This window comes from Flavobacterium sp. KACC 22758 (assembly GCF_028736135.1).
Classification (GTDB): Bacteria; Bacteroidota; Bacteroidia; order Flavobacteriales; family Flavobacteriaceae; genus Flavobacterium; species Flavobacterium johnsoniae.
Genome location: NZ_CP117878.1, coordinates 3,210,344 through 3,225,460, shown reverse-complemented (window position 1 = coordinate 3,225,460; position 15,117 = coordinate 3,210,344). Strand labels below are relative to the sequence as shown.

Below are 15,117 nucleotides of genomic sequence, written 5' to 3'. Positions count from 1 at the left end.
TAGTTACTAAAATTTATTGAGTATGTAGTTTACTTTTAAATAGAAAGCTCTTCCGGGTTTTTGAACCGCAAAGTTGTCATAAACCTCTTCGTTGGTTATGTTTTTAGCATCAAAGCTTACAATATATCTTTTGCTTGGAAAGATGTAACTTAAACCCAGATCATGAGGAAACTGCGATGGAGTTTTGTCCATTTCTGTTTGAAGCCATGTTGTATAAAATTCACCTACATAACTAAAATTGTAGTACAGGTTCAATTCTGATTTTTCCTGCAATACATTTTTAAAGTTGTATTGTGCATTTGCATTGATAATGAAGTAAGGTTCATTTGGATACTGCTTATTATAATTGTCATAAATTTTACCGTTTGGATCGTATTTGAGTTTGAACAATGAATTAAATCGTGACATATTCATTGATACAAACAATTTGTTTTTATTCGAATATTCTAATGAAGCTTCATAACCAAGAGATTGTGCAGTTCCCATATTTACAGATGGCGTTGCCTGCAGAGCCTCATTAACTCTGGTGCTGAACTGGCGCACAATTTTATCTTTAGAATTTCTCCAGAATCCTGAACCCGAAAAGCTGAATTTGTGTTCATTGATTTTAAAAGGACCAAATCGAAGACCAACATTTAAGTTATTACTCTGCTCAGGTTTTAATGAACTATTTGAAGTTTGATTTTCACCGGGATTACCAAAAATTTCATTTTCAGACGGAAGCCTGATTGCCTTTTCTGCAGATGTTGATAACATTAATTTAGGCAGAACAAAATAAGATGCTGCAAATCCGTATCCGTAAAAAGTCGTATTGTTATTTTCCAGATTTTCGGTAATTGTAGTCTGTCCGTTTGTTGTAGTCAAAACAGGAGTTCTCTGCTCCGTTTTTTGGTTGTATCTTTTACCAAATACATTTGTTCTTAAGCGGGAACCAAGACCTTCAAATTCGTAGGCAAATGATAAAATGTTTTTTTGCAGGTCGCGTTTCTGCTGAAAATTTCTTTCCAGTTCAGATTTCATTTCATCGTAATCATCTCTCATAAATGAGTAGAGCATTGTACTGAATACGAATCTGTGATTTTCATTTACAGAATAATTTAAACCGCCCCTTGTACTGAAAATTTTATTATTAATATGAAGAATTGTCGGTGCTCCCTGCTGTGCTCCGTTTGGTGTTAGAATAGGAAGACCTTTAAGGCCAATTGCTTTTTCGTTAAACCAGTTGTAATTCCATTTTACGGTATCGTTTAAAACCTCATTTCTCTGGCTGAAAACTGAATTAATATTAAATTCAAGGCCTTTTATTATAAAATCTTTTTTAGCGTAATTAATGCTTATTACTTTGGCATCTGCTTCTGTAAACCTTCCTTTATATGGAGTAGACATTGCCTGCCCATGCTGGATTTCATTATAATCAGCAGACATATTTATGCCCACCAAAAAAGTATCAGCCCACTCCACATCTGTAAAACCAAGTTCAAAACGGCCTCCATAAGAACGATAAGCATCATTAAAACGTTTAGCGCGTATTTGTTTCATTACACCATCGGCCTGTACGTCACGGGCAAATTTCCCCCATATTTCATAATTATTGTCAGAGTAATTATAAAATCCTGATCCTTTTAAAGTAAAACCAGATTTGTCGCGGTATGTCGTATTAAAATTTGATTGAATGGTATTAAATGAACCATAAGATACAGAAGCATTCAACGAATTTTTAGCTCCTTTTTTCAGGATTACATTAATAGCGCCGCCCAAAGCATCATCGGCTAAATGTGCCGGAATTACACCTTTGTAAACTTCAATTCTTTCAATTAAAGCAGGAGGAATGCTATTTAAATTAAAAGATGAACCGTAAGTAGAAATAGGAATTCCGTCAATAAATATTCGGATGGCGTTGCCCGACATTCCGTTTAGATTGTAATTTACGCTAGAACCTAAACCTCCGTTTTGTCTGATTCTGACTCCCGCAGACTGTCCTAATAAATCATTGGTTTGGATATTTCTTTTGGCCGCCTCCTGAGTTTCGATAACATTTACAGAAAAGCCTTTTTCGATAATTTCTTTTTTGGCAGTTTTTTTCTGAATCAATACTTCGTTTAAAGCTTTTGGATCCGTTATTTTTTCCAGAGAAATCGTAATTTGTTGTGAAGGACGATTTAAAACAATATTTACACTTTTGTTTTGGGCTTCCATTGAAGAAATTTCCAATGTATAATTTCCGTAAGAAAGGTTTCTAAATTCAAATTGACCATCGTTATCAACAACGGCAAATTTTTTTGTACCGCTGATTTGTACTGAAGCACCTGTGGCAATTTCGTTAGTAGTGAAGGTTACTTTTCCTGTAATTTTTCCAGTTTGAGACCAGCCAGAAAGGGTTATCATGAAAAGGAGAAAGTAAAAAAATCTCATATTTTAAGTTGTACTGATTTTATATGGCAGCAAACTTATAGTATTATTTAAATTTGATCTAAATAAACCTGTTAGAAGATTATTAGATTTTCATTAGAGATTTTAATGTTGAAAATAAGCAGTAATTGTTATAATGAAAAACCGTGCTGAAAACTTAGAGCCTCAGCACCTTAGAATCTTAGTATCTTAAATTTACAATTTTGCTTTGAACTTTTTAATTGAGAAATTTTTAGACTTAATAACTTTTCCGTTATCAGTAATCATTACACAGCTGTAATCTGGAAATTTTTGAAGTAAAAGCAAGCCTTCTGTCTGTCCCAAAACCATCATTGAAGTGCTTAATCCGTTTGCGGTTTCGGCATTTGGACCAAAAACAGTCACGCTGCACAAGCCCGTTGCTGGATATCCGGTTGCAGGATTTATAATGTGAGAATATCGTTTTCCGTTAAAAATGACGAACTTTTCATAACTGCCGGATGTAGTGACCGCACCTTGATTTAAAGTAACAACTGCCAGAAGTTTTTCTGGTTTAAACGGGTTTGTGATTCCAATTTTCCAGGGCTGACCGTTAGGCTGTTTTCCCCACGTGCTCATATCTCCGGAACCGTTTACAATTCCGGCTTCAATGCCTTTTGCAATCATCATTGTACGGCATTTATCGGTTGCGTAGCCTTCACCTAAAGCGCCAAAACCAATCTTCATTCCTTTTAGTTTTAAGAAAATTGTAGATTGAACAGAATCTAAAATAATGTTTTTATAACCCACTTTCTCAACCGATTTTTTTATGGCTTCCGCCGAAGGCATTTCGGTCATAGAACCGTCAAATTTCCAGATTCGGTCCATTGCGGCAAAACTTACATCAAATCCGCCGTTGGTTATTTCTGATAATTTTAAAGCTCTTTGTGTAAGTTCAAATACTTCGCGATCCACTTTTATGGGTTTAATTCCGGCATTTTGATTTACCTGAGAAACCTGCGAATCCGGTTTCCAGTCAGAAATTAGGTTTTCAATTCGGGTAATTTCGGTAATTACTTCGTTTATATTTTGTTCGGCAGTTAGAGAATCCTTTGCCACAATACTAATGTCAAAACGTCCGCCCATAAGCAGAGTAGTTCTTTTTCGCAAAACCTGTGAATGTGCTGAAAAACAACAGGTAATTACAAGCAGGATTAAGAATTTATGTGACAATAATTTGTGCATATTTTTAAAGAATTTGAATAGATATATGTGCCGCCCCGCTGGGGCTTTGGCTTGTTATGAATTAAATTAATCTATAAATATATCACCCCGCTGGGGCTATTTTTTTTAGATTTGTCAATTTAATCTATAAATATATCATCCCTCTGGGATTTGTATTTCTAAAATCAACACAGCTCCTGAGGAGCAAAATATTTATAGATAATTATTGACCTATTGTTAATAAGCTCCAGCGAAGCGATATATATTACCCAGTGGAATTTTGTTTTTTAGATCTGCCAATTAATCTATATGTCATCTCTGTGATTGGTAGTATCTATTTGTAATATCAATAATCAACAATCTAAAATCAACAATCTAAAATTGCACTCCTAATAACAATCGGTTAAAATTTGTCCTTTTTCCTTGTAATCATCGAGATTTAGCATTTTGTTATCACGACACAATTCACCCAGAATCACTTCTACATCTTTCTGCATTGCAAGCGAACCGCAAATCATGATTACACCGCCGTCTTTCAATAAATTAACAAAAAATGCGGCATCCCTTTTTATCAAATCCATTACATAAATATGTTCGGCTTCTCGCGATAAAGCGACATGAAAATTATCCAGATATTCTTTTTGGATCATTATATTGGCAAACTTTTTATAAGCCAGCAGTGTCGGCGTTTCCATTCTAAATCCGCTGTAAAGATGTATTTCTTTCTTAGCTTTATTTTGTTCAATCATTCCAAGAAAAGGAGCGATTCCTGTTCCGTTAGAAATAAAAGCCACTTTTGACGCTTTCTTTGGGAAATGGAAAGCATGATTATTAATAATTCTGGCTTTAATAGTATCGCCTGGTTCCAGATTGTTTAAATATCCAGAACCTAATCCGTTTGGATGCAGTTTTACAACCAATTGTACATTTCCGGAATGATTTCCAATAGAGTAGAGGCGTTCTCTCGAATCATTGGCAGGATAAACAGCCAGTAAATCGCCAGAAGCAAATTTCGTTCGGCTATTGGCACGCAGTGTTAAAATAAAAGTATGTTCAGTATCTGAGATTGGCGTTTTATCTAAAACCATTAATTTCTGTAAACCTTTTGGAACATGGTTGTACAACGATGGAGTAGAGGCAAGCGGAATTTCGGTTTTCTCACTCCATAATTTTACCCATTCTGTAAACTCAACTGCTGATTTATCATTAACAGTCTGTAAATCTAAAAAGCGTTCTGCCCAATTTTGATTTTCCAGAAGCTGATCGATTTCAACAGCAAACTGACAGAAATCAGGATAAGATTTTGATCCAAAACCAACAACCGAAAACTGAATTTTCTGTTCTTGGTTTTGTTTTTGTAAAAGGGTTTTGAATTTTCTGGCGTTTGAAGGCGGATCACCCAAACCATGCGTAGACGAAAAAACAATAATATGCTCAGCTTTTGGGTAAACCGAAAAACTATTTAATTCGGCTGTAAAAACTTTTTTTCCATGGCTCATTAACTGCTTCGCAATAGCATTGGCAAATCGAAACGAACTTCCGTTTTCAGAACCAACCAGCAAAATATAGTTGCTTTCATTGGCTTTGAATTTATTTTTAATCCGGCTTGATCTTCGTTTTAAAGTAATAGCAAAACCAGAATAAATAAAGAAAAGAATGTTAAGACACGCAATGGCTAAAATAACAGCCCAGACAGCATTAATTCGTCCTGTATGCAGGTCAAGGCTTAAAGCCGATAACTGAACAGTAAAAGGTGAACGTTTTTCTGAAAGTAAAGTACCGTCAACCTGATTGACTTCAATTTCGCGGTCTTTTAGTTCAATGATGTAATATTCTTCAGGATCATCTGTAAAGGGAAATTCGATTTTCTTTACATCAGAAAGAAATGTGGTTTTAAATACCGAAGTTTTTTTGGCTTCTGCCGAAAGTTCTGTTTTTACCGATTTTACTTTTTCTTCACCCATAAAAAAGTTAAACCTTTCCAGCGATAAATAAGTTCCGGTAAGCGCGATAATCAAAATTGGAATTAAAGACAGGCGACCTAAAACAACATGATAGTATTGTGCAAAATATTCTTTAATTACTTTCGAAAAGAAATTACGTATGCCTCTTTGTCTTTTTAAAACCAGTACAAATCCCGAAATTGAAATTAACAGTAAACAAAAAGAAATCACGCCCACAAAGAATCGGCCGGTTTCATGAAGAAACAGCGAACGATGAAAACCTGTAATCCATTTAATAAATTCACTCTTTTTTGCAGGCGTTCCTAATACTTTTCCTGTTTTAGGATCAATATAAGCATTCACATCATTTCCGTCTTTATCAATGGCCTGGAGTGTTACAAACTGATTGTAATCGACACTCAATTCGGTAATTTCTGAGTATTCTTTTTTTAATACCGGCAGTGTTTCTCCCAAAGTAATTTTATCAAAATCAGCAGCTTTGTACGGAAGCGTTTTTTCCTGTGCTGCATCGACTGCGAGAATGATTCCGGTAACAGAAGCTAAAAGCAGAAATATCGAAGAAAATAAGGCCAGAGCCAAATGTGCGTAGCGCCAGAAAGAAAGAGTCATTTAGTGTATTCTAAAAATGTAATAAAATATTTAAAGCTTTGTCAAGGTTTTTACAACTTTGACAAAGCTCGGATTTTAAGTTTAAGCAGAAAAATAATTCATGCTTATGTAAGTTAAAATAAGATTATATTTTGTTCAGTCTTACATATTTAATATAACCTTTACCTTCTGTTTTGTCAGCAAGACCTTCTGTTGTAAGCGGAATTTCAAGATCGCTCACATAATATTTCTGATCTTCTACTGCTGACTCAAAACGCAGTTTGTAACCTTTATTGATTTTAGAATCTTCAATTTCGATTGTGGTAACACTGCGGTCACCTCCCGTAACAGATGCTCCGGTTTTTGCGCTGATGTCTTCACTTTTCTGAGCATGGAATTTATTCCATTCTTTTAATGATTTGTACCATTTTTTGTCGTCGCCCATTACATAAAGTGTTTTTTCGTAAGCACCGCTTGGGTTAATAAGCGATACAACGATATAAGCACCTTCTCCCATATAATTTGTCATTTGCAGCATGCATTTGTATTTGCTCGATTGTGCATTTGCATGTAAAGCAACAAAGAATATAAGAACGATTTTAAGTATAGATTTCATTTTAATTAATTGTGAATTATGAGTTTTGAATTATGAGTTTTGAGTTATGAATTATGAGTTTTGAATTATGAGTTTTTTTTGAGTTATAATTTATAAGTAGTCTACAACTCATAACTTATAACTCAAAACTCATAACTTTAAAAAGCTATTTTAAAAAGTCAATTGAGATATTATTTTTTGTAAGTAACTCATTTTCTTTAGCCAGAGCATAAGGAGTTTCGTCAAACTCAGTGTTAATATCTTTTTTTGCTCCTGCAGAAATAAGATATTTCAAGATAGAATCATCTTTAGATGTCATAGCAGCTCTGTGCAAAGCGGTTAAACCATCTTTGTTTTTTGCATTTACATCTACTTTTAAATCTGTAATTTTTTTAAGAAGCGAAACGTCATTTTTTGTAATTGCTAAATGATACAAAGTGTTACCGTCTTTTTGAGCCGCTGCTAAATTTAAACCTTTATCCTGCAATAATTTTGCTTTAGTATTAAACGGATCTGCAGCATTGTCTTTTCCTGCCGGACGGTAAGATTGTACTAAATAAACACCTAGATTGTTTCCGTCTTTGTCTTTTACATTTACATCAGCGCCTTTGTTTAAAAGTATATTTACAGCTTCTGGCGTTCCATATCTAACCGCATTTGTCAAAGCCGATTCACCTTTTAGATTTTGAGCGTTGATATTTTTAGCGACAGGAAGTAAAATCTCTAAAACAGCTGTTTCTCGTGCCGAAGCTGCTGCCATTAAAGGAGTGTTTCCTTCTTTATCTGCTTTGTTAGCATCAGTACCTTTGCTCAAAAAGTATTTTACAATTTCTGCCTGATTTGGTTTTCCGGCTAAAATATGTAATACATTTTGTCCAGCTTTATTTTGTGCCGTTGGTTTCAGTTTTACTTCTTCAACTAAATATTTATAAGTTTCGATTGTATTGGTTTCTCTTCGGCTTCCCTGAGCAGCTGTAAACAATGCATTATCATTTGTTTTTACTCCTTTTGCCAAAAGCTTTTTCAAAAGATCAATATTCCCAGATCTTGCCGCATAAACAAAAGCAGTATTTCCGTCATTATCTACATCTTTAAGAGACATTCCTTTTGTTGCAAAATAATCAGCAGCTTTTAAATCTTTATCAGAAGAAATGGCTAAAAGCAATAAGTTGGCACCATTATTATATTTTTTCTTAGGATCGATTCCGGCTTTAAAAAAAGCATCATATAAAGCAGGATTTGATTGTCCGTTAGAAGCAGCAAAATCTATTGGAGTAGTTCCGTGGCTGTCTTCAAATTTAACATCAGAACCTTTTGCTATTAAATATTCAACCAATTCTGTATTTCCTCTATATGCCGCCCAGTGTAAATAAATACGGTTGTCATGCGTTAATTTTGTTATTGAGTTTCCAGGCTGCTCAATTAAGAATTTAATTGCTGCAATTGGTGCATCATTGTTAATTGCCAGCGTAGTTACATCAAAAGCATTTATGTTTGCTTCGGCTGGATTGTTTCCTTTTGCAATTTCAGCTTTAACCGTTTCAACAGTTGGAGATGTTTTCCAGAAAGACTGCTCTAATAAGGTGTTTTTTTGCTGTGCATTAACAAAGAACACTGCCGCTAATGCTAAAGAAATAAAAAGATTCTTTTTCATGTTTTGTTATGTTGTTTATTGGAGTATAACGTCCAAAAATTATAGATGAAATAAATGTCTATTTAGAATAAATCAAAATAATCGCAAATGTAAAGATTAATATTTTTAAATCAAGTTTTATTGTACCCAAAAGTTTAATTCTAATGATTTTTTAATTTATTTCTGCATTTCCGGTTTTCTGTTTCAACTATATCGATTTTTTAAAATTGTAAGACAATAATTTTATGTTTTAGTTTAATAGTGTTTAATATTTTTTTATTATAATTAATTTAAAATATTGGTAATTAGTATTTTAACTTTTTTATAAGTATAACATTTTGACTATCAACAGTTTTTCTTTCTTACTTAAATGAAGGCCTTTTCATGACGAAATATACCCTTCAAAATTTATCAGATTTTGGCTAAAAATGACTAAAATTGAAATTTATCTGTTGATAACTGTTTTTTTGTTTCAAGTAATATTTCTGTTTTTTTTGTTGACAACTCTATTTAGATTTAGTATAAATAACTGATAATTCGGTAACTACGGAAAATTATGCAGCTGTTAATAAATAGTTTTTTTAATGGTTTTTAACATTGTTCTTTACTGTTGATAATTGCCCGGATTTTTAACATCAAAACTTAGACAATAGAAAATTGAGGGGTTAATTTTGTATGTATAGAAAACGCAGTTACCCACCCTCAAATCCTGTTTGTTTTCTATTCTAAATTAGTCACCGATAAATACTATATATATGTCTATATTTGATAAAAGAGTCAATTATAAACCTTTTGAATACCCGGAGGTTTTACAATTTACAGAAGCGATAAATAAAGCGTATTGGGTTCATACAGAAGTTGATTTTACTGCTGATACTCAGGATTTTCATGCTCACTTATCCTTGGCAGAGAAAACAGCGGTAAAGAACAGTCTGCTGGCAATTGCACAGATCGAGGTAGCTGTAAAAAGTTTTTGGGGAAACATTTACGAGCATTTTCCAAAACCAGAATTTAATGGCTTGGGAAGTACTTTTGCTGAGTGTGAATTCAGACATTCTGAAGCATATTCTCGTCTTTTGGAAGTGTTAGGTTATAATGATGAATTTGAAAAACTTCTGGATGTACCAGTTATTCGTCGTCGTGTAGATTATCTTTCAAATGTACTTAAAGACACTAAATCTCAGGACAACAGAAAATATATGGTTTCGCTGATCTTATTCAGCATTCTGATCGAAAATGTTTCGCTTTTCAGCCAGTTTGCCATCTTGCTTTCTTTTACAAGATTTAAAGGTTACATGAAAAATGTGAGCAACATTATTGCCTGGACTTCTATCGATGAGCAGATTCATGCAAATGGAGGAATCTATATCATCAATAAAATCAGAGAAGAATTCCCGGATTATTTTGATGCTGCAACTTTAGAGTTAGTTAGAGAAACAGTTAAAGATTCTATTGCAGTCGAATCAGACATATTAGACTGGATATTTGAAGAAGGTGAAATTGAAAGTATTAAAAAAGGTGATTTAGTCAATTTTATGAAATTTAGAATTGACGAAAGCCTGAAACAAATTGGAATTCCAACAATATTCAACGTTAATATTGAAGACTACAAAGCTCTGGCTTGGTTTGAAGAAGAAGTTTTTGCCAACAGTCTGGACGATTTCTTTGCAAAACGCCCTGTAGAATATACCAAACACGATAAAAGTATCACGGCAAACGACCTTTTCTAAAAAGCAGCACAATATGAATACAATAGATCCAAATGAAGTAAATAGTCTTCCGCATAATGAAGCAGGAACCAAAATGTGGTGGAAGAACTCTGAGAGTGAACAAATTTTAAATCGCGGTTATCTTTTAAAAGGAGAAACAGTAGAAGGTGCAATTGACAGAATTTGTACGGCTGCTGCCAGAAGATTATACAAGCCAGAATTAAAAGAGTCTTTTGTAGAAATGATCGAACGCGGCTGGATGAGTATCAGCTCGCCGGTTTGGGCTAATATGGGAACCGAAAGAGGTCTGCCTATTTCTTGTTTTAACGTTCACGTTCCGGATAAAATTGAAGGAATTACACATAAATTAGGCGAAGTAATCATGCAGACTAAAATAGGCGGTGGAACATCTGGTTATTTTGGAGAATTGCGTGAGCGTGGAAGTGCCGTAACCGATAATGGGAAAAGCAGCGGCGCCGTAAGTTTTATGAAACTTTTTGATACGGCTATGGATACGATTTCACAAGGCGGAGTGCGCCGCGGTGCATTTGCAGCGTATTTGGATATTGACCATCCGGATATCGAGGAGTTTTTGAAAATTAAAAGTATTGGAAATCCAATCCAGAATTTATTTACCGGAATCTGTGTGCCGGATTACTGGATGCAGGAAATGATTGATGGTGATGCAGATAAAAGACAAATTTGGGCAAAAGTATTAGAAAGCCGTCAGCAGAAAGGACTTCCGTATATCTTTTTCAGTGATAACGTAAATAAAAACAAACCGCAGGTTTATAAGGATCAAAACCTAAGAATCAATGCAAGTAATTTATGCAGTGAGATTATGCTTCCGTCAACTCATGACGAATCATTTATCTGCTGTCTATCTTCTATGAACTTAGAGTTGTATGAAGAATGGAAAGATACTGAAGCTGTAAAACTGGCGATCTTTTTCTTAGATGCTGTTTTACAGGAATTCATCGAAAAAACAGAAGGCAACTATTATCTTTCTGCAGCAAATAAATTTGCTAAAAGACACCGTGCGCTTGGATTAGGAGTTTTAGGATGGCATTCTTACCTGCAAAAAAATATGATTCCGTTTGAAGGAATGGAAGCTAAAATGAAAACAACAGAGATTTTCAAACATATAAGCGATAAAGCAGACAAAGCAAGTCAGGAACTGGCTAGAATTTACGGTGAACCAGAATTGTTAAAAGGTTACGGAAGACGTAATACAACTACAATGGCAATTGCTCCAACGACTTCATCTTCTGCTATTTTAGGACAGACTTCACCAGGAATCGAACCTTTCAGCAGTAATTATTATAAAGCTGGATTAAGCAAAGGTAATTTCATGCGTAAGAACAAATACCTGAAAAAATTACTTGAAGAAAAAGGTTTAGACAATGAAGAAGTCTGGAGAGAAATTATGCTAAATGGAGGAAGTGTTCAGCATATGTCACAGCTTTCTCAAAATGAAAAAGATGTTTTTAAAACATTTAAGGAAATCAGCCAGTTAGAAATTGTACAGCAGGCAGGAATTCGTCAGAAATTTGTAGATCAGGGACAAAGTTTAAATCTTAATATTCCGGCTGAATTAGCGATTAAAGATGTAAACCGTTTAATGATCGAAGCCTGGCAGCAAGGAGTTAAAAGTTTGTACTACCAAAGAAGCCAGAGTGTTTCTAAAGAATTAGTAACGAGCCTTGTTTCTTGCAGCAGCTGTGAGTCATAAAAAAATAAAAGCCGAATCTAAATAAGATTCGGCTTTTTTATTCATATTGTCATGTCGACGAAGGAGACATCTCCGCAATGATTGTCCTTTTAAACACATAGAAGCATAGATTTACTATTACTAAAAGAATTCGAAAGTAAGCCTGCTTTCCAAACATAGTTACTATGGTTGTTAATGCAAGTGAAACGCCTTCTTTCAAGTTAAAAAACTATGTTTCTATGTGTTAAAGAAAAACCTCAAACTTTAGATTTCAACCTGCTCAGCGTTTCCTGAGAAATGTTGATATAAGAAGCCACTATTTTATTTGGCAGTCTTTTTACAATAGTGGGATTAATTTTGAGTAATTGATTGTAACGTTCCAAAGCGTCCATAGTGGTAAACGACATTAACCGATTGGCATTATTTACATAAGCTTTCTCTAAATAATTGCTGTAAAACTCTCGCCATTGCGGAATAATCTTCATTAAATGATTAAAATCTTCGTGTGTGATGGCGAGTAATTCAGATTTCTCGATTACCTGAATATTTTCCTGAGCGGGCATTTTGGTTATAAAACTGACTAAAGCTGTGGCAAACTGATTTTCAAAAGCAATATATCGGGTAACGTCTTTTCCTTCTTCATTAATAAAAAAGATTCTTATACAGCCTTTTCCAATAAAAAAAGTCTGCTGGCTGGTTTGTCCCTGTGCCAGCAGTAACTCATTTTTACTTTTTTTCAAAGGTTTGAAATAGGAGAGAATAGTATTTAAATCTTCATCCGAAACTTCAATGCTTTTTCTAATATAATTACCAAGCTGTTCGTATATCATTTTTAGTTATAATCACGCACAAATTTACGGTAGTGTAGAATATCTTCGATAGATAAAACTACTAAGTCGTGCTGTTGTGCAAAGCTAATAATTTTGTCCAGTTTAGCCATGCTGCCGTCTTCATTCATTAATTCGCAAAGAACGGCTTCGGGCTGTAAACCCGCCAGTTTCATTAAATCGACACTTCCTTCAGTATGGCCGTTTCGCTCTAAAACGCCATTATCTCTCGCACGAAGCGGAAAAATATGTCCGGGTCTTGCCAGATCTTCCGGTTTAGCATTTTGCGCAATGGCGGCTTTAATGGTTGTAATTCTGTCAGCAGCAGAAACTCCGGTTGTAACGCCTTTTTTGGCTTCGATCGTAATGGTAAAAGGAGTCTGGAAACTGCTTGTATTTTCTTTTACCATATAAGGAAGGTCGAGCTGGTCTGCTTTTTCATTTGGAAGGCAGAGACAGACAATACCGCTGCATTCACGAATCATTAAAGCCATATCTGCAGTATTCATGTGGTGTGCAGAAAAAATCAGATCGCCTTCATTTTCGCGGTCTTCATCATCGGTTACGATAATTCCTTTTCCGTTTTTAAGCTGTTCGAGGGCGTTTTCTACCCGTTCTTTACTGGTTATTCCAAATTGTACTAACGGACTTATTTCTGTACTTATCATTGTATTGTGTTTTGAAACTTTTTAAAATAATTGGATTTCAAATGTACAGTTGTCCGGAATCTAAAAGTTTGATATAAGTCAATAAATTGGATATACTTTTTTAGTGTTATTCTAATTTAATTATCATAAAATCTTAATTTAGTACCCAGAAATTATAATCCTAAACAATAAAATACCCGCAGTAAAAAATGGAAAATATCACAGTAATTATAATGTTACTCTTTGGCGTAGCTTTTCTTAGTTTAATAAGTAAAAGATATAATTTTCCAATTCCTATTGTTTTGGTAATGTGCGGTGTAATTATCAGCGTTATTCCGGGGCTTCCGGTAATAGCACTGAGCCCGGAAATTGTTTTTATTATCTTTTTGCCGCCTCTTTTATACCATGCGGCGTGGCATACAAGCTGGTCAGATTTTAAACAAACCATACGCCCCATAACGTTAGCAGCTGTTGGTTTGGTTTTTTTTACTACAGGTTTGGTCGCTGTTGTGGCGCACTGGCTTATAGATGATATTTCCTGGCCGTTAGCTTTTTTACTTGGCGCTATTGTTTCGCCTCCGGATGCAGTTTCGGCAACAGCCATTACTAAAGGTTTAGGGCTACATCCCAGATTAATTGCTATTCTAGAAGGAGAAAGTCTCGTAAATGATGCCAGTGGTCTTGTTGCTTACAAATATGCTCTTACGGCTATTACAGCAGGAAATTTCGTTTTATGGCAGGCAGGATTAAACTTTGTTTTAATGTCGGTTCTGGGTATTGCAGTAGGTTTGGCAGTTGGTTTTATCATGTATTACATTCATAAAAAATTTGTCTGCGATGACATTATCGAAGTAACGCTTACTTTGCTGACACCTTTTGCATCGTATTTAATTGCAGAACATTTTCATGGTTCAGGAGTTTTAGCGGTAGTTGCAACGGGTCTTTTTTTAGCGGCAAGAACAGGAGCTATTTTTTCTCATGAAAGCCGAATCATGACCAATACTATATGGGATGTTTTAAATAACATTCTCAATGGATTAATTTTTATTTTAATTGGTCTTCAGCTGCGCCAGATTATGGAAGGCATCAGCAATTACTCAGGTAATGCTTTATTTATCTGGGGATCAGTAATTAGTATTGTAGTTATTGTTGTTCGTTTTTTATGGGTGATTCCAGCCACAGTTATTCCTAGAATGTTAAGTAAAAGAATTCGTGAAAAAGAAGAATTTGATTATCGAAACATGATTGTTTTTGGCTGGTCTGGTATGCGCGGTGTGGTTTCGATGGCTGCTGCTCTGGCACTTCCGTTAATGTTGAATAAAACAGATGAATTTCCGCTTCGTAATTTAATTATATATTTGGTTTTCTGTGTGATATTGTCAACATTGGTTATTCAGGGGCTTACGCTTCCGTGGCTAATTAAAAAACTCAAAATCGAACGCTATTCTATTTTAGCAGAAGAATATAATGTCCGCAACGTAATCGTTTCTGAAACCATTTCGCATATTGAAGATAATTTTTCTTTATTAGATGATGAATTACTGCACAACATCAAAAGCAAATACGAAGTAAAATTTAACCGTTTGCAAAAAACAGAACTTCCGGCTAACTTTTTTGGAAACGGAAAAGTATTAGACGGCCAGATTTTTAATGAGTTTACCAGAGTTCAAATCGATCTTTTGAACGTTGAACGCAGTAAACTAGAGAGCATGCACAAAAAGGGTTCTGTAAACGAAGAAATTTTCCGAAAAATAGAAAAAGAACTCGATCTGGAAGAAACGCGCCTTTGGATGGAAATGTACGAAGAGTAATATTTCTTGGATTTTTATAAATGATAGTAATAATTATGTAA

At 34.6% G+C, this 15,117-nt stretch carries 10 protein-coding genes; 3 read left to right on the top strand and 7 right to left on the bottom strand.

The features are described 5' to 3' along the window. Nucleotides 1-6: 6 nt before the first annotated feature. From PQ462_RS13860 to PQ462_RS13840, 5 genes are all read right to left on the bottom strand, one after another. A complete protein-coding gene (locus tag PQ462_RS13860) occupies nucleotides 7-2,385 on the bottom strand; it encodes a TonB-dependent receptor (protein ID WP_274250409.1) in 2,379 nt (792 codons plus the stop codon). 219 nt (nucleotides 2,386-2,604) lie between these two features. Further along, nucleotides 2,605-3,612: an FAD:protein FMN transferase gene (locus tag PQ462_RS13855; protein WP_274250408.1), complete on the bottom strand. Its 1,008-nt coding sequence runs from the start codon at nucleotides 3,610-3,612 to the stop codon at nucleotides 2,605-2,607. 368 nt (nucleotides 3,613-3,980) lie between these two features. Then, nucleotides 3,981-6,164: a PepSY domain-containing protein gene (locus PQ462_RS13850; protein WP_274250407.1), complete on the bottom strand. Its 2,184-nt coding sequence runs from the start codon at nucleotides 6,162-6,164 to the stop codon at nucleotides 3,981-3,983. Between the two features lie 124 nt (nucleotides 6,165-6,288). Further along, nucleotides 6,289-6,759 (bottom strand): DUF2271 domain-containing protein, encoded by a 471-nt coding sequence (locus PQ462_RS13845; protein ID WP_274250406.1) that lies wholly within the window; start codon nucleotides 6,757-6,759, stop codon nucleotides 6,289-6,291. Nucleotides 6,760-6,904: 145 nt separating this feature from the next. Next, nucleotides 6,905-8,392 (bottom strand): ankyrin repeat domain-containing protein, encoded by a 1,488-nt coding sequence (locus tag PQ462_RS13840; RefSeq protein WP_274250405.1) that lies wholly within the window; start codon nucleotides 8,390-8,392, stop codon nucleotides 6,905-6,907. 734 nt (nucleotides 8,393-9,126) lie between these two features. Between PQ462_RS13840 and PQ462_RS13835 the strand changes: the two genes are divergently transcribed. Together PQ462_RS13835 and PQ462_RS13830 are read left to right on the top strand one after the other, a co-directional pair. Further along, nucleotides 9,127-10,101: a ribonucleotide-diphosphate reductase subunit beta gene (locus PQ462_RS13835; RefSeq protein WP_274250404.1), complete on the top strand. Its 975-nt coding sequence runs from the start codon at nucleotides 9,127-9,129 to the stop codon at nucleotides 10,099-10,101. Nucleotides 10,102-10,114: 13 nt separating this feature from the next. Next, on the top strand, nucleotides 10,115-11,812 hold the full coding sequence (locus tag PQ462_RS13830) for a ribonucleoside-diphosphate reductase subunit alpha (protein WP_274250403.1): 1,698 nt from the start codon (nucleotides 10,115-10,117) through the stop codon (nucleotides 11,810-11,812). Between the two features lie 236 nt (nucleotides 11,813-12,048). On the opposite strand, the gene PQ462_RS13825 is transcribed toward PQ462_RS13830, so the two are convergent. Further along, nucleotides 12,049-12,621, bottom strand: a complete 573-nt coding sequence (locus PQ462_RS13825) for a Crp/Fnr family transcriptional regulator (RefSeq protein ID WP_274250402.1) — start codon at nucleotides 12,619-12,621, stop codon at nucleotides 12,049-12,051. 2 nt (nucleotides 12,622-12,623) lie between these two features. Further along, nucleotides 12,624-13,286, bottom strand: a complete 663-nt coding sequence (gene ribB, locus PQ462_RS13820; RefSeq protein WP_274250401.1) for a 3,4-dihydroxy-2-butanone-4-phosphate synthase — start codon at nucleotides 13,284-13,286, stop codon at nucleotides 12,624-12,626. Between the two features lie 188 nt (nucleotides 13,287-13,474). Here ribB and PQ462_RS13815 point away from each other — a divergent pair, with 188 nt between their 5' ends. Next, on the top strand, nucleotides 13,475-15,076 hold the full coding sequence (locus tag PQ462_RS13815; RefSeq protein WP_274250400.1) for a Na+/H+ antiporter: 1,602 nt from the start codon (nucleotides 13,475-13,477) through the stop codon (nucleotides 15,074-15,076). The last annotated feature ends 41 nt before the right edge of the window (nucleotides 15,077-15,117 follow it).

Bases quoted from the DNA above. Each gene is read 5' to 3' on its own strand.
- PQ462_RS13845 (WP_274250406.1), bottom strand. From the start codon at position 6,759: ATGAAATCTATACTTAAAATCGTTCTTATATTCTTTGTTGCTTTACAT.
- ribB (WP_274250401.1), bottom strand. From the start codon at position 13,286: ATGATAAGTACAGAAATAAGTCCGTTAGTACAATTTGGAATAACCAGT.
- PQ462_RS13840 (WP_274250405.1), bottom strand. From the start codon at position 8,392: ATGAAAAAGAATCTTTTTATTTCTTTAGCATTAGCGGCAGTGTTCTTT.
- PQ462_RS13860 (WP_274250409.1), bottom strand. From the start codon at position 2,385: ATGATAACCCTTTCTGGCTGGTCTCAAACTGGAAAAATTACAGGAAAA.
- PQ462_RS13850 (WP_274250407.1), bottom strand. From the start codon at position 6,164: ATGACTCTTTCTTTCTGGCGCTACGCACATTTGGCTCTGGCCTTATTT.
- PQ462_RS13815 (WP_274250400.1), top strand. From the start codon at position 13,475: ATGGAAAATATCACAGTAATTATAATGTTACTCTTTGGCGTAGCTTTT.
- PQ462_RS13835 (WP_274250404.1), top strand. From the start codon at position 9,127: ATGTCTATATTTGATAAAAGAGTCAATTATAAACCTTTTGAATACCCG.
- PQ462_RS13855 (WP_274250408.1), bottom strand. From the start codon at position 3,612: ATGCACAAATTATTGTCACATAAATTCTTAATCCTGCTTGTAATTACC.
- PQ462_RS13825 (WP_274250402.1), bottom strand. From the start codon at position 12,621: ATGATATACGAACAGCTTGGTAATTATATTAGAAAAAGCATTGAAGTT.
- PQ462_RS13830 (WP_274250403.1), top strand. From the start codon at position 10,115: ATGAATACAATAGATCCAAATGAAGTAAATAGTCTTCCGCATAATGAA.